Source organism: Mesorhizobium kamtschaticum (assembly GCF_056174585.1).
The window spans coordinates 4,515,312-4,537,217 of record NZ_CM149691.1 but is presented as its reverse complement, the minus strand read 5'-3'; the positions used below and the strand labels follow the sequence as shown (position 1 = coordinate 4,537,217).

General features: G+C 62.9%; 18 protein-coding genes, 2 pseudogenes and 1 riboswitch. Of the genes and pseudogenes, 8 read left to right on the top strand and 12 right to left on the bottom strand.

Going from position 1 to position 21,906, the window contains the following annotated elements:
• Position 1: 1 nt before the first annotated feature.
• Both AC0V7N_RS22450 and AC0V7N_RS22445 read left to right on the top strand, forming a co-directional pair.
• A complete protein-coding gene (locus AC0V7N_RS22450; RefSeq protein ID WP_475450558.1) occupies positions 2-1,003 on the top strand; it encodes an FAD-dependent oxidoreductase in 1,002 nt (333 codons plus the stop codon).
• Between the two features lie 8 nt (positions 1,004-1,011).
• Positions 1,012-1,734 carry a GntR family transcriptional regulator gene (locus tag AC0V7N_RS22445; RefSeq protein ID WP_475450557.1) on the top strand — a complete coding sequence of 241 codons (723 nt, stop codon included), beginning with the start codon at positions 1,012-1,014 and terminating at the stop codon, positions 1,732-1,734.
• An 18-nt stretch (positions 1,735-1,752) separates the two neighbouring features.
• Here the strand turns inward: AC0V7N_RS22445 and AC0V7N_RS22440 are convergent, their stop codons facing one another.
• Positions 1,753-2,754, bottom strand: a complete 1,002-nt coding sequence (locus AC0V7N_RS22440; RefSeq protein ID WP_475450556.1) for a hypothetical protein — start codon at positions 2,752-2,754, stop codon at positions 1,753-1,755.
• Positions 2,755-2,951: 197 nt separating this feature from the next.
• Positions 2,952-3,038, top strand: a riboswitch (glycine riboswitch).
• 149 nt (positions 3,039-3,187) lie between these two features.
• Between AC0V7N_RS22440 and gcvT the strand changes: the two genes are divergently transcribed.
• The 3 genes and pseudogenes from gcvT (at position 3,188) to gcvP (ending at position 7,491) form a co-directional block, all read left to right on the top strand.
• Positions 3,188-4,288 (top strand): glycine cleavage system aminomethyltransferase GcvT, encoded by a 1,101-nt coding sequence (gene gcvT, locus AC0V7N_RS22435; RefSeq protein WP_475450555.1) that lies wholly within the window; start codon positions 3,188-3,190, stop codon positions 4,286-4,288.
• Positions 4,289-4,293: 5 nt separating this feature from the next.
• On the top strand, positions 4,294-4,662 hold the full coding sequence (gene gcvH / locus AC0V7N_RS22430) for a glycine cleavage system protein GcvH (protein ID WP_475450554.1): 369 nt from the start codon (positions 4,294-4,296) through the stop codon (positions 4,660-4,662).
• A 17-nt stretch (positions 4,663-4,679) separates the two neighbouring features.
• A pseudogene (gene gcvP / locus AC0V7N_RS22425) lies at positions 4,680-7,491 on the top strand (aminomethyl-transferring glycine dehydrogenase).
• A 6-nt stretch (positions 7,492-7,497) separates the two neighbouring features.
• Here gcvP and AC0V7N_RS22420 read toward each other — a convergent pair.
• The 4 genes from AC0V7N_RS22420 to AC0V7N_RS22405 form a co-directional block, all read right to left on the bottom strand.
• On the bottom strand, positions 7,498-8,673 hold the full coding sequence (locus AC0V7N_RS22420) for a GGDEF domain-containing protein (RefSeq protein WP_475450552.1): 1,176 nt from the start codon (positions 8,671-8,673) through the stop codon (positions 7,498-7,500).
• Positions 8,674-8,843: 170 nt separating this feature from the next.
• The gene (locus AC0V7N_RS22415; RefSeq protein WP_475450551.1) at positions 8,844-9,317 is read right to left on the bottom strand and encodes a hypothetical protein; all 474 of its coding nucleotides are present in this window, start codon (positions 9,315-9,317) and stop codon (positions 8,844-8,846) included.
• 160 nt (positions 9,318-9,477) lie between these two features.
• The gene (locus tag AC0V7N_RS22410) at positions 9,478-9,672 is read right to left on the bottom strand and encodes a hypothetical protein (RefSeq protein ID WP_475450550.1); all 195 of its coding nucleotides are present in this window, start codon (positions 9,670-9,672) and stop codon (positions 9,478-9,480) included.
• A 12-nt stretch (positions 9,673-9,684) separates the two neighbouring features.
• On the bottom strand, positions 9,685-10,305 hold the full coding sequence (locus AC0V7N_RS22405) for a PA3715 family protein (protein ID WP_475450549.1): 621 nt from the start codon (positions 10,303-10,305) through the stop codon (positions 9,685-9,687).
• 628 nt (positions 10,306-10,933) lie between these two features.
• Between AC0V7N_RS22405 and AC0V7N_RS22400 the strand changes: the two genes are divergently transcribed.
• Together AC0V7N_RS22400 and AC0V7N_RS22395 are read left to right on the top strand one after the other, a co-directional pair.
• Positions 10,934-11,341: a transposase gene (locus AC0V7N_RS22400; RefSeq protein WP_475450548.1), complete on the top strand. Its 408-nt coding sequence runs from the start codon at positions 10,934-10,936 to the stop codon at positions 11,339-11,341.
• Complete coding sequence (locus AC0V7N_RS22395) at positions 11,338-12,195, top strand: IS3 family transposase (protein WP_475450547.1); 858 nt, start codon at positions 11,338-11,340, stop codon at positions 12,193-12,195. Before AC0V7N_RS22400 ends, AC0V7N_RS22395 begins: the two co-directional genes overlap by 4 nt.
• Before the next feature lie 108 nt (positions 12,196-12,303).
• Here the strand turns inward: AC0V7N_RS22395 and AC0V7N_RS22390 are convergent, their stop codons facing one another.
• The 7 genes from AC0V7N_RS22390 to cpaB are packed head-to-tail and all read right to left on the bottom strand — an operon-like array spanning position 12,304 to position 19,598.
• Positions 12,304-13,269: a type II secretion system F family protein gene (locus tag AC0V7N_RS22390; protein ID WP_496627265.1), complete on the bottom strand. Its 966-nt coding sequence runs from the start codon at positions 13,267-13,269 to the stop codon at positions 12,304-12,306.
• 1 nt (position 13,270) lies between these two features.
• Positions 13,271-14,236 (bottom strand): type II secretion system F family protein, encoded by a 966-nt coding sequence (locus AC0V7N_RS22385; protein ID WP_475450545.1) that lies wholly within the window; start codon positions 14,234-14,236, stop codon positions 13,271-13,273.
• Positions 14,237-14,240: 4 nt separating this feature from the next.
• Positions 14,241-15,662 (bottom strand): TadA family conjugal transfer-associated ATPase, encoded by a 1,422-nt coding sequence (locus AC0V7N_RS22380; RefSeq protein ID WP_475450544.1) that lies wholly within the window; start codon positions 15,660-15,662, stop codon positions 14,241-14,243.
• Complete coding sequence (locus tag AC0V7N_RS22375) at positions 15,659-16,873, bottom strand: CpaE/TadZ family protein (RefSeq protein WP_475450543.1); 1,215 nt, start codon at positions 16,871-16,873, stop codon at positions 15,659-15,661. The genes AC0V7N_RS22380 and AC0V7N_RS22375 overlap by 4 nt, the downstream gene beginning before the upstream one ends.
• A 36-nt stretch (positions 16,874-16,909) precedes the next feature.
• A complete protein-coding gene (locus tag AC0V7N_RS22370) occupies positions 16,910-17,179 on the bottom strand; it encodes a hypothetical protein (protein ID WP_027045917.1) in 270 nt (89 codons plus the stop codon).
• Between the two features lie 4 nt (positions 17,180-17,183).
• The gene (locus AC0V7N_RS22365) at positions 17,184-18,635 is read right to left on the bottom strand and encodes a type II and III secretion system protein family protein (protein WP_475450542.1); all 1,452 of its coding nucleotides are present in this window, start codon (positions 18,633-18,635) and stop codon (positions 17,184-17,186) included.
• Positions 18,636-18,665: 30 nt separating this feature from the next.
• A complete protein-coding gene (cpaB, locus tag AC0V7N_RS22360; RefSeq protein ID WP_475450541.1) occupies positions 18,666-19,598 on the bottom strand; it encodes a Flp pilus assembly protein CpaB in 933 nt (310 codons plus the stop codon).
• A gap of 237 nt (positions 19,599-19,835) precedes the next feature.
• Between cpaB and parE the strand changes: the two are divergent.
• Positions 19,836-21,889: pseudogene (parE, locus tag AC0V7N_RS22355) on the top strand (DNA topoisomerase IV subunit B).
• Positions 21,890-21,906 lie beyond the last annotated feature (17 nt).

Here is a 21,906-nt window from a genome sequence, read left to right as displayed (position 1 = left end):
CATGCAATGCACGGCCGCCAAGGCACGCCGCAACACCCTCCTCAAGCACCGCCTTGCGGTCCATTCCCAATCGGTCCTTCAGGAGGTCGTCGCAGAAGAAGGTCTGGAATACGACAGGACGTCGGCCGGCATTCTTTACTTCCATCGCAGCCGTCAGGCGCTCGACAAGGGCGTCGCCAACATGCGCCTGCTGGAAGCCGATGGTCAGGAAATCCGCGTCGTCGACGCGCAGGAAATCGTTGACCGCGAGCCGGCGCTTGCTTCGTCGCGCGACGGCATTGCCGGCGGCATAGTGTGTCCGACCGACGAAACCGGTGACGCCGCCAAGTTCACGCGTGCGCTGGCGGCCATCGTCGAGTCGAGGGGTGGCAAGATCCTGGCAGGCACCCGGATCCTAAGCATCGAACGCGGCAACGATGCGATTGCCCGGGTGGTCACCGACAAGGGTGAGGTGTCAGCCGATAGCTATGTCCTGTGTCTGGGCGCGGAAAGCCCGATCCTCGCCCGCAAGATCGGTCTTGGCCTGCCGATCTATCCGATCAAGGGATACTCGCTGACCATTCCCGTCGTCGACCGAGCCCTGGCTCCAAAACTTCCCGTTATCGACGAACACAACCTCGTTGCCATCACGCCGATGGGCGACCGCATCCGCGTCACAGCCACGGCGGAGTTCGCCGGCTATGATCGCAGCCACAAGCCCTCGGATTTCGCCTTCATGAAACGCGTCACGCGGGAGCTGTTCCCGCGCGGCATCGACTATGATCGCGCGGAGATGAGGGCGTGCCTCAGACCAATGACGCCTGACAATCTACCGGTGCTGGGCCTCAGGAACATCCGCAACCTCTGGCTGAACACCGGCCATGGCCATATCGGCTGGACCATGGCGCATGGATCGGCCCGCATCGTCGCCGACCTGATCGCCGGCCGCGCCGTGCCCATCGCTCTCGACGGAATCCTCCCTGCGCAGCCGCGGTTCGCCGCGCCGAGCGCCGCAAAGGCTTGACTGACGCCATGCTCCGACCCACCAGGCAAGCCAACCAGGACAACAGCGCGGCATCCAAGCCGATCAAGACCGGCCCGCGTGTCTATGAAGAGATCCGTCGGATGGCGATGGACTATCGCTTCAAGCCGAACGAACGCATCAACGAGGTGGAGCTTGCCGCGAGGCTGAATGTCAGCCGCAGCCCAATCCGGGAGGCACTGCAGCGGCTGGTCACCGAGGGGCTCATCAACTTCCAGACCAATCGCGGTTTCTTTTGCCGCGGCTTCGATGTCGAGGAGGTCGTCGATCTTTCCGACGTGCGGACCGTGCTCGAGGAGCGCTCCGTCAGGCTGGCAATCCAGCGAGCGACAGATGAGGATCTCGCCGCGCTCGTCGACTGGTGGACAATCACCATGGCGCGCGCGGACTCGTTTTCCAGCGCCGAACTGACAGCCAAGGACGAGGAATTCCACATCCGCATCGCCAGGCTGTCGGGCAATTCCGAACTGGCGCGCATGCTTGAAGGCATCAACGTCCGCATTCATTTTGTGCGCAAGATTGAAGTGGAGAAGCACCGGCGACTGTCGACGACCTACACCGAACACAGCGACATCGCCCGCGCCATGGTCGCCCGCGATGCCGACGGGGCCGCCAGGCTGATGCGTGACCACATCGGCATTAGTCTCGCCGATGCCATGTCGACCGTCAGGGAAGGGCTTGCGCGGATCTACATCGACGCCGACCAGGCCTGATCCGCAACCCGGTGTTTGTCAGGCGACCTTGTCGAGCAGCGGCCTCAGCGCCGGATGAATCTCCGGCGAAGCGTGCTTGATGAGCGTCAGCAGCGCGCGTTCGTTTTCGTAGAGAGGCCTGTCCACGCCGATATGTCCGACCAGCCATCTGGCTTCGCCGGCATCGATCGTTTCGGCACGGCGGGCCAGCGCCTCGGCCGCCCTGTTCTTGGCTTCCCACTCGGCCTCGATATCATCCGGGGACCGGTAGGCCTCGATGATGCCGGCAAGGCCGCCTGAGACCATGCGGCTGAAGAAGCCGCCGATTTCCGGATCGGCGTGTTCGAGGAAGCTCTCCTGGCGCAGCGCCACATCGCGGGTCGGCGCTTCATAGCCGGCCGAGCACATGACGAAATTGGCGATCGCCTTGACGAACAGATCGTTCCAGGACGGATCGTTCTTGGCCTGGGCAGTCTGTTCATTGATCCTGAACAGCACCTCGGCCTCGCCCCGTGTGATCGCTATGTTGCCGTCGCCGCCATGGGCGTGGAGGATACGGCGCAGCAGTTCGACCTCCGCCTTGGCAATCAGCCCGGGCACCAGCGCGCCACCCAGCATCAGCGGCCCCTTGCCGTCGATGACGGCATGGGCGACCTGCTCCAGCGCATAGACGCAAAGCTTGCCCGGCGACGATCTCGCTTCTTCCAGCACATGGACCAGCAATTCGAGCTCGGTGCGGCTGTCGACCATGCCGTCGCGCGAGATGGTGCGGACCAGCCAGTCGGCATTGTCCTGCGAGATGTAGCCCGAAGGCCTTTCCTGATGGACGATGTAGTCGGTCACTGCCTCGACGAAAAACGGCGCCCAATCCGCGCATTTATCCTTGGCCGTCTGGTCGAGCGCGAACAGCGCCTCGGCCTCGCCTCGGGTCACCACGCCATCGGCGAACACGTCGCGGCGCAGCATCACCACGTCTTCCGGGGCAATGCGATTCTTCGATGTCAGCCCCGCCACCGGCGCGCTCATGATCAATTCGCCCATTGTCGTCCCCGTCCGCCCCAAAGCGTTACATCAGCCAGCTATATCAGGAGTGTCTTGAAAAACCGGCAAACGGCGTGGTTAGCGAAGACTTGCCGGCATCACCTGAATATCAACGCACCTTTAGATGTCGCTGGGAGGTGACAAGGTGTCGCCGACGGGCTATGGATGGCGCGTCGAGGGCTCAGGGTTTCGAGTCCTACCTGTTTGCGGGAGAGAGCAGCGAGAGCTGCCGCCGAAGGGGAAATCGCCCGAAATCTCTCAGGCAAAAGAACCGTAGACGGGAAAGACACTCTGGAAAGTCGGGGCTTGCCCCCGCGCCGAAGGTGTAAGCGCCGCTGACAGAGTTCCGGCTGCGCGAGTCTCTCAGGCTTCAGACAGAGGGGCACGGACTGGTCGCCATCAGCGGCCGATTGCGTGCGACTCTGGAGATGACATGACGGGCGACGACTCAAGACACCTTCCCCTCGAAGATATCCACACAGCCGCCGGTGCGCGCTTCGGCGCCTTTGCCGGCTGGTCGATGCCGCTGACCTATCCAGCCGGCGTCATGAAGGAGCATCTTCACACCCGCGAACATGCGGGCCTGTTCGACATCTCGCACATGAAGCTGTTCGAGGTCAGCGGGCCACAGGCGGTTGCATTGCTCAACCGCGCTTGCCCCTTGGATGCCGGCGCACTCGAAATCTCGCAGTCGAAACTGTCCTTCTTCCTCAATGAGGCAGGCGGCATCCTGGACGACCTGATTGTCACCCGCCTCGGCAACGAACGCTTCATGGTGGTCGCCAATGCCGGCAACGCCGTCGCCGACGAAAAGCATTTGCGCGCGCTGGCCGCTGATTTCGATGTGAAGGTCGAGCCGCTCGACCGCGTCTTCCTCGCCATCCAGGGACCCGAGGCCTGGGCAGCCCTCTCCCGTGCCGGCATCGAGACCGGCTCGCTGCTGTTCATGCATGGCGTCGAGCCGCGGAAAAACTGGTTCATGAGCCGGTCGGGCTATACCGGCGAGGACGGTTTCGAGATCGGCCTGCCGGCGGCGGATGCGCGGGATTTGGTCACCAAGCTACTCGAGGATGAGCGCGTGCTGTGGATCGGCCTTGCCGCACGCGACAGCCTACGGCTGGAAGCCGGGCTTTGCCTGCATGGCCAGGACATCACGCCGGAGACCGACCCGGCCGCAGCCGCGCTGATGTGGGCGATCCCCAAGGACATCCGCGCGTCCGGCGCCTTCATCGGTGCCGATGCCTTGCGCGCCGCCGTCGAGCGTGGCCCGGCGCAAAAGCGCGTCGGATTGAAGCCGGAGGGCCGCCAGCCGGTGCGCGCCGGCGCTGCCCTGTTCGACGCCGACGGCAACCCCGCCGGCCATGTCACATCAGGCGGCTTTGGCCCCTCGGCCGGCCATCCAGTCGCCATGGGCTATGTCGCCGCAGCGCTGGCAAAGCCTGGAACGCGGGTCTTCGCCGACGTACGCGGCACGAAAATCCCCGTCGATATCAGTTCCCTGCCTTTCACTCCTCATCGCTACCGCAAAGGATAATCCCGATGGCAACGACCTATTTCACCTCCGATCACGAATGGCTCCGCGTCGAAGGCGGCATCGCCACTGTCGGCATCACCGACTATGCGCAGGAACAGCTCGGCGATCTCGTTTTCGTCGAGCTGCCCGAGATCGGCAAGAAGCTGAGCAAAGGCGATACCGCCGTCGTGGTCGAATCCGTCAAGGCGGCCTCGGATGTCTATGCACCGGTCGATGGCGAGATCACCGAGGCCAACGGCACGCTGTCGTCCGACCCGTCGCTCGTCAACTCGGCGGCAACCGGCGCCGGCTGGCTGTGGAAGATGAAGCTTGCCGACGAAAGCCAGCTCGCCGGCCTCATGGATGAAGCCGCCTACAAAGCCCATATCGGCTGATAACAGGACGTATTGACATGACCGCAGCACCCTACCCTTTCTCGGCCCGCCATATCGGTCCTGATGTCAGCGATGTCAGAGCCATGCTTGCCGTGATCGGCGTTCCCTCCGTCGAGACGCTGATCAGCCAGGCCGTACCGCAGTCGATTCGCCTCGACGTGCCGCTGGCCCTGCCCGCGCCGGCGAGCGAAGCCGAAGCGCTGGCCGAATTGTCGGCGACCATGGCGAAAAATACGGTGCTGAAGAGCTTCATCGGCGCTGGCTATCACGGCGTGCATGTGCCGCCGGTCATCCAGCGCAATTTGTTCGAGAATCCGGCCTGGTACACGGCCTACACGCCCTATCAGGCCGAGATCAGCCAGGGCCGACTGGAAATGCTGTTCAATTTCCAGACCCTGGTCACCGAATTGACCGGCCTGCCGGTGGCATCGGCCTCCCTGCTCGATGAAGCGACGGCGGTGGCTGAAGCAGTCGGCATCGCGCTGCGCCACCACCGCGACAAGCGTACCAAGGTGGCGCTTGCCGGCACGCCGCACCCGCAGACGCTGGATGTCGTGCGCACCCGCGCCGAACCGCTTGGCATCGAGATCGACGGCGAGACGATCGACGACAACACGGCTGCCCTGCTTGTTTCGTGGCCCGACACCTTTGGCGTCTATGGCGACCACAAGGCGGCGATCGACAAGGCTCGCGCCACCGGCGCCATTGTCGTCTTCATCGCCGATCCGCTTGGCCTGACGCTGACCGATGCGCCGGCAAAGCTCGGCGCCGACATCGCCGTCGGGCCGATGCAGCGCTTTGGCGTGCCGATGGGCTTTGGCGGCCCGCATGCCGCCTATTGCGCCGTGTCCGACAGGCTGACGCGGTTGATGCCGGGCCGCCTCGTCGGCCAGTCGACCGACAGCAAGGGCCGGCCCGGCTACCGCCTGGCCTTGCAAACACGCGAACAGCATATCCGCCGCGACAAGGCGACCTCCAACATCTGCACCGCGCAGGCGCTGCTTGCCAACATGGCGACGGCCTACGCCATCTGGCACGGACCCGCCGGGCTGCAGGCGATTGCCGGGCGTATCCACGCGCTGGCCAACCGCCTGGCGAGCGGCCTCAAGGAGGCAGGCATTTCGGTGCTCGGCGCCCACCGTTTCGACACGGTGACGGTTGAGGCGAAGGGCAAGGCCGCGCAGATCGCCGCCGCCGCCGAAAAGACCGGCCGGCTGCTGCGCGTCATCGACGCCGAGCATGTCGGCATCAGCTTCGACGAGACTTCGACCGACGCCGATCTCGATGCGATCGCGACCCTGTTCGGCGCCAAGGCTGAGGCTTCAACCAGCAGCACGGTGCCCGGCAAGCCACGCGGAAAAGAGTTCCTGACCCAGCCGGTCTTCAACGAGAACAAGTCGGAAACCGACATGATGCGCTTGCTGCGCCGGCTGGCCGACAAGGATCTGGCGCTAGACCGCTCAATGATCCCGCTCGGGTCCTGCACCATGAAACTCAACGCGGCGGCCGAAATGATGCCGGTGAGTTGGCCAAGCATCGCCAATCTGCATCCCTTCGCGCCATCAGCGCACTCGGCCGGTTACCGTGCCATGATCGGCGAGCTGGAAGGCTGGTTGTCGGAAATCACCGGCTTCGACGCCGTCAGCCTGCAGCCCAATGCCGGCAGCCAGGGCGAATATGCCGGCCTGCTCGCCATCCGCGCCTATCACCGCTCGCGCGGCGAAGGCCATCGCACCGTCTGCCTGATCCCCTCCTCCGCGCATGGCACCAATCCGGCAAGCGCGGCGATGGCCGGCATGAGCGTTGTCGTCGTGCGCTGCCTGGAGGACGGCAATATCGACATGGACGATATGCGGGCCAAGGCCAACGAGCATTCCAAAAATCTCGCGGCGCTGATGTTCACCTACCCGTCCACGCACGGCGTCTACGAAGAAGGCGCGCGCCACCTCTGCGCCCTCATTCATGAGCATGGCGGCCAGGTCTATTTCGACGGCGCCAACCTCAACGCTCTGGTCGCCCTGGCCCGCCCCGCCGATATCGGCGCCGATGCTCTGCCACATGAACCTGCACAAGACCTTCTGCATCCCGCATGGCGGCGGCGGCCCCGGCGTCGGCCCGATCGGCGTCAAGGCGCATCTAAAACCCTATCTGCCGGGCCATGTCACCGAAGGCTCGGCGCATGCCGTCTCGGCGGCACCCTTCGGCAGCGCTTCCATCCTGCCGATCACCTGGATGTATATCCGCATGATGGGCGCCGCCGGCCTGAAGCAGGCAACGGAGACCGCCATCATCTCGGCCAACTACGTGGCGACGCGGCTCGCGCCGCACTTCCCACTGCTCTACAAGGGCCGGCACGATCGCATCGCGCATGAATGCATCCTCGACACCCGCGTGCTCAAGGAGAGCGCCGGCATCAGCGTCGATGACATCGCCAAGCGCCTGATCGACTACGGCTTCCACGCGCCGACCATGTCGTTTCCGGTCGCCGGCACGCTGATGGTCGAGCCGACCGAGTCCGAGCCCAAGCGCGAGCTGGATCGCTTCTGCGAGGCTATGATCGCCATCGCCGGCGAGGCAGCCAAGGTGGCGAAGGGCGAATGGCCGCTGACCGACAATCCGCTGGTCAACGCACCGCACACCGCCGCCGAGGCGCTGGCCGGCCAGTGGACCCATCCCTATTCGCGCCTGGAAGCGGCCTATCCCGCCGGCGACGCCGACACGGCGGCAAAGTACTGGCCGCCGGTGTCGCGCATCGACAATGTCGCCGGCGACCGCAACCTGGTCTGCTCCTGCCCGCCTTTGTCTGATTATCTGGGAGCGGCGGAGTAGCCCGCTCTACGCTGAGCGCAAGGCCGGCCTGACCGGTTCGGCCTTGCCCATCCTTTTATGGCTGATGACGCAATTTCGGCCGGCATGCTTGGCCGCGTAGAGTGCTGCGTCCGCTTCGGCCAGCACCTCGTCGAGGCTGCTGCCTTCGGCGCCGCCAAAGCCGATGCCGCCGCTGACCGTGCTGCGCAACGGACCGAGCGGTGTGGTAACGATTTCGGTGCCGAAGGCAACGCCGATCTTGCTGGCGAGATCATGCGCCCGCTCTTCCGTCATCCGCGACATGACGATGGCGAACTCCTCGCCACCCAGGCGAAAGGCGTCGACGCCTGTCCTGGCATACTTCCTGATGACGGCTGCGAAGCGGCACAGAACCTGGTCGCCGACCGGGTGACCGTAGACGTCGTTCGTCCTCTTGAAGTGATCGAGGTCGAACATGACGACCGCCATGAAGGGACCGAAGGGCCGCTCGCCATAGTGCGACGTCAACCCGCGACGGTTCATCAGCCCGGTCAATGGATCGGTCATCGTCTCGGCCTTCAGCTCGATCTGCGCCTGCAGATGGTGCAGCGACAGCGTCAAGGCGCCGAGACCTGTCATGCAGGCCACCGCAACGACGGAATTCAGACGTTCGGCCCAATTGTCGGGCGCGGCGCCGAGCGTCCATTGCCCCTTTGCCATCAGAACCACGCCGCAAAGGGCAAACGACACCGCGCAGGTACCGCTCAGGAACGAAACCACCAGCAGGATCCGGCGATCGTGACTGCCATTGACCCAGAACATGGCTCCGATCGTCGACAGCAGCACGGTGACCGTCGCGTAGGTGACGACGAAGCCGATACCGTCAAGGCCGACGAAGGTCACCGCCGCGCAGACAGCCATGGCGGCAAATGTCGGCACAATCGCACGCCTGTAGTCCGGCACGCCGAGATATTGCATGGCCGAAATGCAGAGGATCAGGAAGCCCAGGCTGAGCAGCGCCAGCGCGATCTGGCAAAGCAGCGGATCAGGCTCCTTGGTGTAGCGCCAGAACAGGATCACATGCGCGACAAGCACGAGAATGCCGCACGCCACCGTCAGCACGAAACGCGCCCGCGGCGCGGTCAACCAAATCGCAAACATGGTGACGGCCAGGCAGGTACCCGACAGCGCGGCCGCGAGCAGGAGCGAACTGAAATCCAGCATATCGGGCGGGGGCCTCTCGAGCGTCGGCGGTTACGCCGCATTCTAGGTCAGCGGCAGCCCTCGGACATGGTTTTCAGCCGATCTTTCGACCCAAGCTGACGATAGGGTTTACAAAAGGTCGACACTGCCTGTCCCGCAATCGCACCCAAGACCGGTGCGAGGACACGGCATCAACCCTTGTTCAGCAGAGCGAGATTGGCGTTGACGACCGTGGGGTCGGCCATGCCGGCCTTCGCCTCGAGCAGCAGCGCCCTGGCCTTCTTCTTGTTGCCGCGCAGCAGTTGCGAATAGCCCATATTGTTGACGATCTGAGGTTTGCGGCCGGCGACCTTCAAGAGCTGGCCGTAGGCGCGGTCGGCAAAGTCGAAGCGGCCGAGCTCGTCATAGGAAGCGGCCAGCCCCATCCAGGCCTCCGCATTGTCGGCCTTCAACTCGACCGCCTTGCGGAAATGCTGTTCGGCGAGACCATAATTGGCATCGCGAAACTGCGCCTTGCCCTGCGCCAGATCAGAGGTATCGACGGTCTTTGCCGCCGGCTGAATGGCCGTGGTCTTGGTCGTGTCGACGTTGTTGTTCGTCGTGCACCCGGTGATCATCAAGACAGCCGCCATCGTGGCCGCCGCCGCAAATTTTATCTGACGCATGCCCTGCCCCGTCGCCCGATTTGTCGGGTCGTTCTTCAGGGAAAGACACTACAGCATGGCGGTTAAGCTTCGGTGCCGAAATGCATACAAGATTTGGTTTCGGGAATACCGGCCATTAACCACTGGGCCGCAACTGCTCAAGCAAACGCGAGCGTTGGTCTCACGGCGTGTCCAGGACCTTGAGCGCGGCCGGAACCGGATAGTGGCTGCCGTCATAGCGCAGCCGGTAGGTCCGGCTCATGGACTTGCCGGGATGCGACTGGCACTCGCCATCCTGGTCGGGAGCCGGCTCGTCGGTATCCTTCCGCGCGACCACGATGATGTCGCGGTAGCCGCGATGGATCGTCGGGCTCATCGCCAGGCTGACCTAGCTGGAATGAAAGGATTCCACGCAACTGGTGTCGCCTTCGCCGCCAAAGCCGGCCACGACGAGGCCGTCGAGCACCATGTGCAGCGCATTGCCGGCAATGGCGTAGAGCCGCAGGTCGGTTTCATTGAAGGGATTGGGCTGCGAATGGTTTGCCATGTCGATACGCAGGCCGAAGGCGGTGACGCCGGGCGCCAGCCCATAACGGCCGGTATCGAATTCGATGCCGCGGATGGCGATGGCATCGTCGTTCATCAACCCGGGCTGGAGCAGCCGCTGGCGCACCTGCAGGGTCTCCCTGTCGACGACCAGAAGCCCGATATCGCCAAAATGCTCGCCGTCGCTGGACTTGGCGCTGTCGATCAGCGGCACTGCGACCAGCAGCAGATCGTCATGGGCAGGCCATATCTTGCAGACCAAGCCGGGCGTAAGGTCCTGCGGATCCGCGAGCGCAATGCTGGTATGGGGTTCGAGCGTAAAGGAGTCGCCGTCGGCGCCTTTCTGAACCTTGGGATAAGCCTGCCGCAACAGCGCGGCAGCATCGCCGCAATCGTCGGCCATGGCCCAGGCGGGCCACAGGGCGGCGGCTGCGAGAGCGACGGCACACAACACTATTCGCATGGGGTTCTCAGGTCGCAGGCCGCGTTCGGACAGGGTGATGGTTGTCGGCCCCTGCTCTGTGTTTGTCGATGATCATTTGTCGATTTTGCAGATGCCGATGTGCCGTTACCTGAACCGCTTTATCCAGCGTTCGCTGTTCCTTTCGCCTGGTAGACGGAACAAGCCAGGGAAACGGAGCCATCTATGCGCAACAGCTGTCGATCCACCAAGCAATCCTTTTCGATTATTTTTCTTGGGCCATATTTTCATTGGCCAAATAAGAGTAGATATATATAAGACAGCTATCAATACGCCCGTCACAATCTCGACTACGCGTAGCCAACAAATTAAATTCATTTGCCAGACAAATATGTAAACTACCACATTCTTTACGGAATAGGCCACGGTCCTTCCTGTCTCTGGATTAGGAAACCGTGGATAGCCCACAAGATCGGTGTCAACGGCACCGCTTATAGCAAAGGCTATTACAAAAACTGCCCCCACAACCCCCATGACAATGTATCTGACCCTATCCCGCAAATTTCACCTTCCCAGTAAATTGCCGAGCGAATTACGGTGACAGTGCTGGACTGCACCCCGAGGGTGAGACACGGTAATTTCTGTGACAGGTTATCCTGGAGGATGACCTATGACAGACAGAATGACGTTCAGAACGTTTCCGACGGCATTTAAGTTAGCGGCGATCAAGCGGCTTGAGGCGGGCGAGGCCGTGTTGCCTTTGGCCCGCGAACTCGGCGTTTCACGCAAACTTCTGCATGACTGGCGCAAGGCGTGGGAGCTGCATGGGCCTGCGGGATTGAACCGTAAGCGCGGTCCCAAACCCGGTCGGCGTAAGTTACGCCCGTTGGCTGAACCGGCGGCAAAAGGCAGCAGCGGCGAACTGGCCAAGGCGCGCGTGAAGATCGCCGAGCTTGAACGCAAGATCGGACAACAGGCGCTCGATATCGATTTTTTTCACAAAGCCTTGCGCGCCTTGGACGCGGCGGATCGGCAAGGCTCAATCGCGCCCGTCTCACGGAAGTCATCGAAGCCATGACGGCATCTGACGCCGGCAAAGTTGACGTTCAGCATCTGTGCAAACTCGCCGGCGTGTCCCGGGCGAGTTATTATCGCCGCTTCGAGGCCCGTGCCCCGCGCGAAGCCGATGTAGAACTGACGAGCCATATCCAATTACTCAGCCTGCGCCACCGGTTCTATGGCTACCGCCGTATCACGGCCGTGCTCAGGCGTTCAGGCATGGTTGTAAATGCCAAGCGGGTTCAGCGGCTTATGCGCGAGGACAACCTGATCGCGATGCGCCGCAAGCCTTTTGCGCCACCCACTTCGGACAGCCGCCATGGCTTTCTCATTGTGCCCAATCTGTTGCGTGGCCTGGTGCCTTCGGGGCCGGACCAGATCTGGGTGGCGGATATCACTTATATTCGCCTGCGCGAGGCCTTCGCCTATCTCGCCGTCATTCTCGACGGCTTCTCGCGCAAGGTCGTGGGCTGGGCGCTGGCTCCCAACCTCGATGCCTCCCTTGCCGTGGCAGCGTTGGAGCACGCACTTGCCGATCGCAAGCCCAGACCCGCCAGCCTCATTCATCATTCTGATCGTGGCGTGCAATATGCTTCGACCGATTATCGCCAGCGCCTCGCTGGCCACGACATCACCGTCAGCATGAGCAGGCCCGGCAATCCCTATGACAATGCCAAAGCCGAGAGTTTCATGAAGACCCTCAAGACCGAAGAAGTCGACGGACGCCGCTTCAAGAACATCGAGCACGCAAGACGTTTCATCAGCGTCTTCATCGACACCATTTACAACACCGAGCGCCTCCACTCCGCCCTCGGTTACTGCCCGCCGCTTGAATTCGAAGCCAACTTCGCGCTAGCCCTAAACTCTAAATGAAAACAACCTGTCACAGAAATTACCGTGTCTCACCCTCGGGGTGCAGTCCAGTGCACTTTGATCCTTCGGAGTAGGCACTATTCCAGACACGTCGCGACCTAGGCGCCGCTAGTGGTGACCCGTCATTTTGACGATGATCGGAATGACCGCGATCATCAGCACCACCGGCAGGATACACACCGTCACCGGTATCGACATCTTGGCCGGCAGGGCGTGCGCCTTTTCCTCGGCCAGCGACATGCGCTTGTGGCGCATTTCGTCGGAGAAGACGCGCAGCGCGCCCGACAGGCTGGTGCCGAGTTCCTTCGACTGCTGCAACAGCGTGGCGAAGGAGCGGACCTCGTCCAGGCTGAGGCGGTCGGCGAGCGCCTTCAGCGCGTCGTCTAGGCTGCGCCCGGCCCGCAGTTCCAGCGACACCAGCTGCAGGTTCTGGCTGAGCGCGGGATAGGTCTTGGCGAGTTCCTTCGAAACGCGCTCGATGCCGGCCTCCATGCTCATGCCGGCATCCGAGCAGACGATCATCAGATCCATGAAATCGGGAAAGCCGTTGCGGTATTCGCGCATCTTCTCCCGCACCTTCTGGGTCAGCACCAGGCCGGGCAGGAAATAGCCGGCCACGCCCGACAGGATGACGAACGCCCAGCGGCTGGTCATCGTCGCTTCGGCACTGGCCAGCCACTGGTTGAGGACAAAGGCGCCGATCGCGCCGCCGACCAGCGCCGAGAAGCGGATGATGAAGAAGGTGCCAACGGCACGCGGCTCCATATAGCCGGCCTGGATCAGCTTCATGCGCAACCGGGCGACATTTTCCGGATCGCTCTTGGCGTAGAATTCCTGCGCCCGCTTCACCGCCTTCTCGCGCACGACATTTGCGTTCTTCTTCTGCAGCGGCTCGGCTTTCGCGGCCACGGCACCATGGTCGACCTTGAGCCGGCGCTTCACGTCGTTGCGGTCGCCCTTCGCCGTCACCATAGGCCAGGCGACCGCGATGGAGCCCAGGGCCAAAAGCAGGATGGCCACCGGCATCAGGGAGGTCGGGGCAAGCGAGGCGAGAAACTCGATGAAGCCCTGCATGTCAGAACCTGAAATTCGACATTTTGAACATCATCAGATTGCCCAGCATCAGCCAGGTGATCGACCCACCGATCAAATACCAGGTCTTCGGCTCGTCCCAGACATCGCGGTAGAAGCCCGGCATCAGCGCCATGATGGCGGCAAACAGCAGCGCCGGTATCGCCGTCAGGATGTAGGCCGACATGCGGCCTTCGGTCGAGATGGCGCGCACCTTGCGGCGCAGCTTGCCGCGCTCGCGTATCGTCAGCGCCAGGCCGTCGAGGATCTCGCGCAGATTGCCACCCGAACTGGACTGGATCGAGACGGCGGTGATGAACAGCGGCAGATCCTCATGACCGACCCTGTCGAACAGTGAGTTCAACGCCGAGACCAGATCGGAACCATAGGTCACCTCATCGGCGATGACGCCGAATTCGGTGCCGATCGGATCGGGCATCTCGCGCGACACCATGGCGATGGCCACCGGCACCGGGTGACCGGCCTTGAGGCCGCGCGTGATCAGCTCCAATGCCTCGGGCAGTTGCATGCCAAAGCGCTTGAGCCGGCGCTTGCGCTTGAAGCGCATCACCATCACCGGCACCAGCGGCATCAGCACGACGAACAGCAGAAGCCCCATCAGCAGCGGCAAGCCATACCAGATGGCGACCAGGGTCATGCCCATCGCCACGCCAGAGGTGATCATCAGGAATTTCGGCAGCGGCATGATCATGCCCGACTGCGTGCGCAGCGCACGGAACCGGTCCGGTGAGAACAGCGAGGTGCCTGCGTCGAGCCCGCGCTCCTTGCGCAGCTGGATCAGCACCTGTTCCTGGCTGATCTTGTTTTCCTGCAGCTTCATGCGCCGGTTGATGGCGGTGCGCTTGTCGCTGCGGCCTGCATAGAGGAGATAGCAGGCCTCGGCGATCATGATGCCGGTGAGTGCTGCTCCGGCATAGACGACATAGATTGCGCTCAGCCCGTCGAACACCTGGTTACTCCTGCGGCCGGCCGGGTTCGAAATAGCGTCCGGGAAACTCGATGCCCATGGCGCGCAGATCTTCCAGGAAGCGCGGCCGGATGCCGGTCGCCTCGAAATAGCCGAGAATGCCGCCATCGGCATCCATGCCGGTGCGCACGAAGCGGAAGATCTCCTGCATCTGGATGACATCGCCTTCCATGCCGGTCACCTCGGCAACGCTTGTCACCTTGCGCTTGCCGTCGGAAAGCCGGGTCAGCTGGACGATGATGTCGATGGCGCTGGCGATCTGGCTGCGGATCGACTGCACCGTCATCGGCATGCCGGTCATGCCCAGCATCTGTTCGAGGCGCGAAATGGCGTCGCGCGGTGTGTTGGCGTGGATGGTCGCCATCGACCCTTCATGGCCGGTGTTCATCGCCTGCAGCATGTCGAAAGCCTCTTCGCCGCGGCACTCGCCGAGGATGACGCGGTCGGGGCGCATGCGCAGCGCGTTCTTGACGAGATCGCGCTGCTTCAGTTCGCCATGGCCCTCGATGTTGGCGGGGCGCGTCTCCATGCGCGCTACATGCGGCTGCTGCAGCTGCAGTTCGGCCGCGTCCTCGATGGTGATCAAGCGCTCGTCTTCGGGAATGAAGGCCGACAGCGCGTTGAGCATCGTCGTCTTGCCGGTGCCGGTGCCGCCCGAGATGATCGTCGTCTTGCGGGCATGCACGGCCGCCGCCAGCACTTCGGCCATGTTCTGGGTGATGGCGCCGAATTCGACCAGCTTGTGGAGGCCGAGCTTGTTCTTGGAGAATTTGCGGATCGACACCAGCGGCCCGTCGACGGCGACCGGGCGGATGGCCGCGTTGAAGCGCGAGCCGTCCAGCATGCGCGCATCGACCATCGGCTGCGATTCGTCGACCCGGCGGCCGACGGCGGCGACGATCTTGTTGACGATTCTGAGCAGATGCGCCTCATCCTTGAACGGGATATGGACCTTCTGCAGCTTGCCCTTCTTTTCGATGAAGCAGTTCTCATGGCCGTTGATCAGGATATCGTTGATGTCGGGATCCTTGAGCAACGGCTCAAGCGGACCGAGACCGACCATCTCGTCGACGATGTCGTCGACCAGCGCTTCGAGTTCGACGGTGTTGATCGCCATCCGCTCCTGGCGGGTTTTTTCCGAAACGAAATCATGGACTTGCCGGCGCATCTCCTCCTTGGGCAAACGCTCCAGCGCAACGAGATTGATTTCTTCAAGCAGCATCCGGTGGATGCGCACGCGCGCATCGAGCACCTTGTTGGCGCTCTTTGCCGGTGCGGTGTCCGGCTTTGCCGCCAAAGCCTTTCGGTTGGTCGGGATGACGACCGCATGATGCGCGACCGGGGTCGAGTCGGCCGGACGGAGCGGGCGCGCGTCGCGGTTCTGCAGGGTGGAAAAACGACTGGTCATCCGGCCTTCCTCTTCAGCAGACCCTTGCCGAAGCTGAACAGCGACTTCGACTTGACCCCGGTCGCGACCGCCTCTTCCGGAAGGATGATCTTCTTCAGGTCGTTGATGACATTGGCGTTCGGGTCGATCTCGTGCAGCGGTACGCCGCGATCGACCGCCTCGCGCACTAGGCGATAATTGTTGGCGATGCCGCCGACGAAATGTTCGCCGAGAATCTCCTGGACGTCCGCCTGCTTGATGCCGTTGTCGAACATCTTCTGCTCGAAACGGTTGACGATGACGTTCGGCTTCACTTCCTTGCCGGCGGTCTCATAGACCGCCTGGATCAGCCTCTGCGTGTGGCGCAGGCACGGCACCGTCATTTCGGCGACGATATAGAGCTTGTTGGAGCCAAGCAGCACGGTCTCCGTCCAGGGAAACCAGGTGCGCGGCATGTCGATGACGACATTGTCGAAATAGGCCGAGACGAGGTCCAGCATGCGCACCACGACATCGGTCTTGAACGAGCGCATCTCCGAGGGATGCGTTGGTGCTGCCAGCACGCAAAGGCCGCTGGCATGCTTGGACAGCATCACGTCGAGCAATTGCCGGTCGAGACGTTCGGGTTGATTCTCGATCTCGGTGATGTCGAAACGCGGCTCGAGGTCGAGATATTCGGCACAGGCGCCCTGCTGGAAATTGAGGTCGACCACGCAGGTCGATGCGCCCCGCGTCACCGAGTGATGCAGCTGGAAGGCGGTCTGCAGCGCCAGCGTCGTGGTGCCGACGCCGCCGGCGGCCGGCATGAAGGTATAGATCTGCGACTCGGTGTTTTCCTCACGCCCCGGTCCTTGCAGGGCGCGCACGACCGAGCGCACCAGATCGGCCGTGGTGATCGGCTTGACCATGAAGTCCGCGACTTTGAGCTGCACCAGGATGCGCACGGCGGCGGCGTTGAACTCCTGGGTGACCACGACCACGGGCGCCTTGCCCTCCAGCCGGCGCATGATGCGCTGCAGCGACTCGACCTCCTCCAGCCTCGCCGCGTCCATGTCGACGATGATGGCGCCGAAGTCGGTCTCCTGGATCTCGCCACGCAACTCCGTGACACTCTTCTCCACCGCCGAGAGCTGGATGATCTCGGAGGCGGCGAATGCGGTCCGCGTGTCCTGCACGAAGGTCCTGTCCGTCGATACGAGCAGGATCTTCTTGGTCTTGATGCCGTTAGCCATTTTTTGTCAGCCTGTGGGCTTGATCGCCCCTTGGGGTCAGTTGCCCGTGGTCGCCTGAGATGCCTTCGAAGCGGCGGCCTGGTCGGGCGTGACAGGTCCGGCGTCGCCGCGCTTGGCAGGTACGAGAAGCCTCGTATTCTGGACGCCGTATTTCCACGGATCGACCATCTGCATGACGGTGTTGGCGGCCTGCGCGTTGCCGGGGCCGGTCGTCACCCCTTCGCTGCGTGTGTAATCGTCGCTGGTGCAGCCGCCGGCCAGACCGGCAAGAAGCAAGGCGATGCTCGATTTCAGGACCAGTCGCATGGCTTCAGTCCTTCGGCAGGTCGAGGAAGTGCCCGACCGTGGTGGCGGGGGCGGTCCGTGCGGCGCTGCCATCGGCCATCGCCAGCGCGCGACCGGTGTCCGACGTCTTCACTTCCTCGGTGTTGTTGAGGAAATAGTCGACATTGCTGGCCGGCTGCGAACCATCTGTCGGCTCGGCCATTTTCTTCGACGGATCGACCGGCTTGACCAGATAGGGCGTGACGAGGATGACCAGATCGGTCTCGCGCCGCTGGTACGATTTCGACGAGAACAGCGACCCAAGGACGGGCATCTTGCCCAGGCCGGGAATGCGCGAGGTGGTGATGTCGTTTTGCGACTGCAGCAGCCCTGCGATCATGAAGCTCTGGCCGTTCTTCAGGTCGACCGAGGTCTTGGCACGGCGAACCGTGAAGCCCGGCACCGAGATGTTGCCGATGTTGTAGGACGCCGACGCGTCGATCGAAGAGACTTCCGGCGCGATGTCGAGGCTGACCAGCCCGTCCTTGAGCACGGTCGGCGTGAAGTCCAGGCTGACGCCGTATTTCTTGTAGGTGACGGAGATCTTGCCATTGTCCTCTGAAACCGGGATCGGAAATTCACCGCCGGCGAGGAAGCTCGCGGTCTGTCCGGAGCGCGCGATCAGGTTGGGCTCGGCTAGCATACGGGCAAGGCCGCGCTCCTCCAGTGCTTTGACGGCGATATCGACGGACACGCCGTTCGACAGCAGGCTGCCGATGATCTCACCAGTACCGGCCGTCGGCACCGACGCCCCATCCGGGTTCAGCACGACACTGCGCCCACCGATGCCGTAGGCAAAATTGGCGCTGTATTTTGCACCGAGATCCTGACCTGCCTGCCGGTTGATCTCGACAAAGCGGACATTGAGCTGGACCTGCTGCGACGACGAGATGTTGACCGAGTTGATCACCTCCTCGTTGCCGGAAAAGCGGGTCGCGATCTTGTTTGCCTTTTCAGCGGCGACCGCGTCATCGGCCTCGCCCGACAGCACCACACGGCCATTGGCCGAGCCGACCTTGATCTTGGCGTCCGGCACGCTGGCGCGAATGGTGCTGGCCAGTTGGTCGGTGTCGAGCGTCACCTCGATATCCACCGTGCCGACAAGCTGCTTTTTCTCGTCGAACAGCGCAATGCCGGTGGTGCCGAGATTGTTGCCGAGCACATAAAAGGATTTGTCGGTCAGTGGATTGACGTTGGCGATCTCCGGATCGCCGATGACGATCTGGTAGAAGGCGGCGCTCGTTATGATCGTCTTGGGCTTGCCCTTGGCGACCTTGATCGACGCATTCTTGGTCGACGAGACATAGACGATGTCATTGTCCGCCTTGGCCGCGCCGGGCAGAGCGAGCATGCCGCTCGCAACCAGTGCAACCGCCATCGCCAGGGTGCGCACGAAGCGCGACCGGCCCGTCATTCGATATAGGGTACGCATCAACATTGCCCTGTCCCGTCCGGTCCCCACCGGCCTTTACTTCTGGTTCTGATCCCGCGCGGGAACCTGATATTCCTCGGCCTTCGTGCCGCGCGTCACGATGACCGTCTTGAATTTCGGCTTCTCCGGCTCCTTGGTCATAGCATCGAACAGCGAGCCGGCCGCTGCCTGAGCCTTGGCCGCCACCGATCCGCCGAAGGAAGAGATGGTGGTGACGCCGTTCTGGCCGTCGCCGCCTTCGCTGGCGGAGCGCAGCGACAGCGACAGCGTGCCGACGGTGCGGGCAAGCGCCACTTTCTGCGCGCCTTCGGTCGTCACCTCGATGGTCACGGAATTGGTCACCTGCGGCGTCGTCTGGCGCTCGTCGGCGCCCTGGCCGACACTCAGCACCTTGGCATCGGCAACAACGATCTCGGAAGTGATGGTCGAACCGGCGGCGCCTTGCGCGTTCTTGGCGACTTCCTGGATTTCGCCGGCATCCCGCGTCAGCACGACATCGACGCGGTCGCCCGGCGTCACAAAGCCGCCGACACCGGCGATCTCGTCGGTGCGGATGGTGACCGCCCGCATTCCGGGCGTCATCATGTTGGAGAGCGTCGCGCGGCCGTTCGGACCCGACAGCTTGGTCAGCAGCACCGGTTCGTTGACCTCGATCGGCGACAGCACCACGCGACTGCCTTCGCCAAGCAACCCGTCGATGGTGGGAAATGCCCCTTGCGGCAGCGAATCCTGCGGCCACGGGATTTCGATCAGCTTGGCGCGGTCGAGTTCCATGCCGTAGCGCAGCGGCGCGTTCGCCACCACGATGGTCTTGAACTCGATCCTGGGCGGTGCCGGAGCGGCGATCGACGCCGTCTTCTCCTCGGCATCGGGCTTGGCCTGGCTTTTGACCCAGAAATCCGCGGCAAAGATCGAGATCGCGCCGAAAACGGCGGCGATGCCGATCATCGTTATGGCCTTGCCCCTCACGCCGAAAACCCCTGATGCCCGCAGTTTCTTATTATGTTGGGCTCACGCTAGGCCGCATTGTTAAAGAATCAGGAATCTTGTGCGGTGGCATTCGACCTATTTCCGCCCGCTTGGTTATCGAATGGTTTTAGGATAAGACGGGTCAAATCCCGAACGTAACAGGAACCTCCGTCGCTTGGCGCCGCAAAGCGTGGCAGTATCGACAGGTGATTCGCAGCATCGGACCCGATGGCAGGCATGGACGACAACAACGATCTCTTCGGCAATATGGACAAGCAGCCACAGCCGGTTCGCACACCCGCGCGCCAGGCTGACCCGCTGGTGCAGGCAGCCAAACGTCCGGCCGCGACCAAGGATGGCAGCGAGGGCTATAGCGCCGCCGACATCGAGGTGCTCGAAGGCCTGGAGCCGGTGCGCCGCCGGCCGGGCATGTATATCGGCGGCACCGACGACAAGGCGATGCACCATCTGTTCGCCGAGGTCATCGACAATTCGATGGACGAGGCTGTCGCCGGCCATGCCACCTTCATCGATGTCGAGCTGTCGGCCGACGGCTATCTGGCAGTCACCGACAATGGCCGCGGCATTCCGGTCGACCCGCATCCGAAATTCAAGAAGCCGGCGCTCGAAGTCATTATGACGACGCTGCATTCGGGCGGCAAGTTCGACTCCAAGGTCTACGAGACCTCGGGCGGCTTGCATGGCGTCGGCGTGTCGGTGGTCAATGCGCTGTCGGATCATCTCGAGGTCGAGGTCGCACGTGGCCGCCAGCTCTATCGCCAGCGCTTTTCGCGCGGCGTTCCGGTGACCGGCCTGGAGCACCTCGGCGAGGTCCACAACCGGCGCGGAACAAAAATCCGCTTCCATCCCGACGAGCAGATTTTCGGCAAGGGCGCGGCCTTCGAACCGGCTCGGCTATACCGTATGACGCGCTCGAAAGCCTATCTGTTCGGCGGCGTCGAGATCCGCTGGACCTGCGATCCCTCGCTGATCAAGGAAAAGGACCAGACGCCGGCGAAGGCGGAATTCCATTTTCCCGGCGGCCTCAAGGATTATCTCAAGGCGTCGCTCGGCGACGACTTCCAGGTGACGCGCGAAATCTTCGCCGGCAAGAGCGAGAAGCAAGGCGGCCATGGCTCGCTCGAATGGGCGGTGACCTGGTTCGGCGGCGACGGCTTCATCAATTCCTACTGCAACACCATCCCGACCGGTGAAGGCGGCACCCACGAGGCCGGCTTCCGCAACGTGCTGACGCGCGGGCTTCGCGCCTATGCCGATCTCGTCGGCAACAAGCGCGCCTCGATCGTCACCTCGGAAGACGTCATGATCTCGGCGGCAGGCATGCTGTCGGTGTTCATCCGCGAGCCGGAATTCGTCGGCCAGACCAAGGACAGGCTGGCGACGATCGAGGCCATTCGCATTGTCGAGACCGCGATCCGCGATCCGTTCGACCATTGGCTGGCCGACAATCCGCAGGAAGCCTCGAAGCTGCTTGAATGGGTGATTGCGCGCGCCGACGAGCGGGTGCGCCGGCGCCAGGAAAAGGAAGTGTCGCGCAAGAGCGCGGTGCGCAAGCTGCGCCTGCCGGGCAAGCTCGCCGATTGCACGCAGAACGCCGCCGCCGGCGCCGAACTCTTCATCGTCGAAGGCGACTCGGCCGGCGGCTCGGCCAGCAGGCGCGCGACCGCGCCAGCCAGGCCGTGTTGCCGCTGCGCGGCAAGATCCTCAACGTCGCCAGTGCCGGCAATGACAAGCTGGCCGCCAACCAGCAGATATCGGACCTGATCCAGGCGCTCGGCTGCGGCACGCGCTCAAAGTATCGCGATGAGGATTTGCGCTACGACCGTGTGATCATCATGACCGACGCCGACGTCGACGGTGCTCACATCGCTTCGCTGCTGATCACCTTCTTCTACCAGGAAATGCCGGGGCTGGTGCGTGGCGGCCATCTCTATCTGGCGGTGCCGCCGCTTTACTCGATCCGGCAAGGCGGCAAGGTCGCCTACGCCCGCGACGATGCGCACAAGGACGAGCTTTTGCGCACCGAGTTCACCGGACGCGGCAAGGTCGAGCTTGGCCGTTTCAAGGGCCTGGGTGAAATGATGGCAGCCCAGCTCAAGGAAACCACCATGGATCCGAGGAAGCGCACGCTGCTCAGGGTCGATGTGAACGAAATCGATTCAGCCACCAAGGACAGGGTCGATGAGCTGATGGGCACCAAGCCGGAAGCTCGCTTCCGCTTTATCCAGGAACGCGCCGAATTCGCAGCGACGGAAGTGCTGGATATCTAGTCGCTCGCCGGTCCATA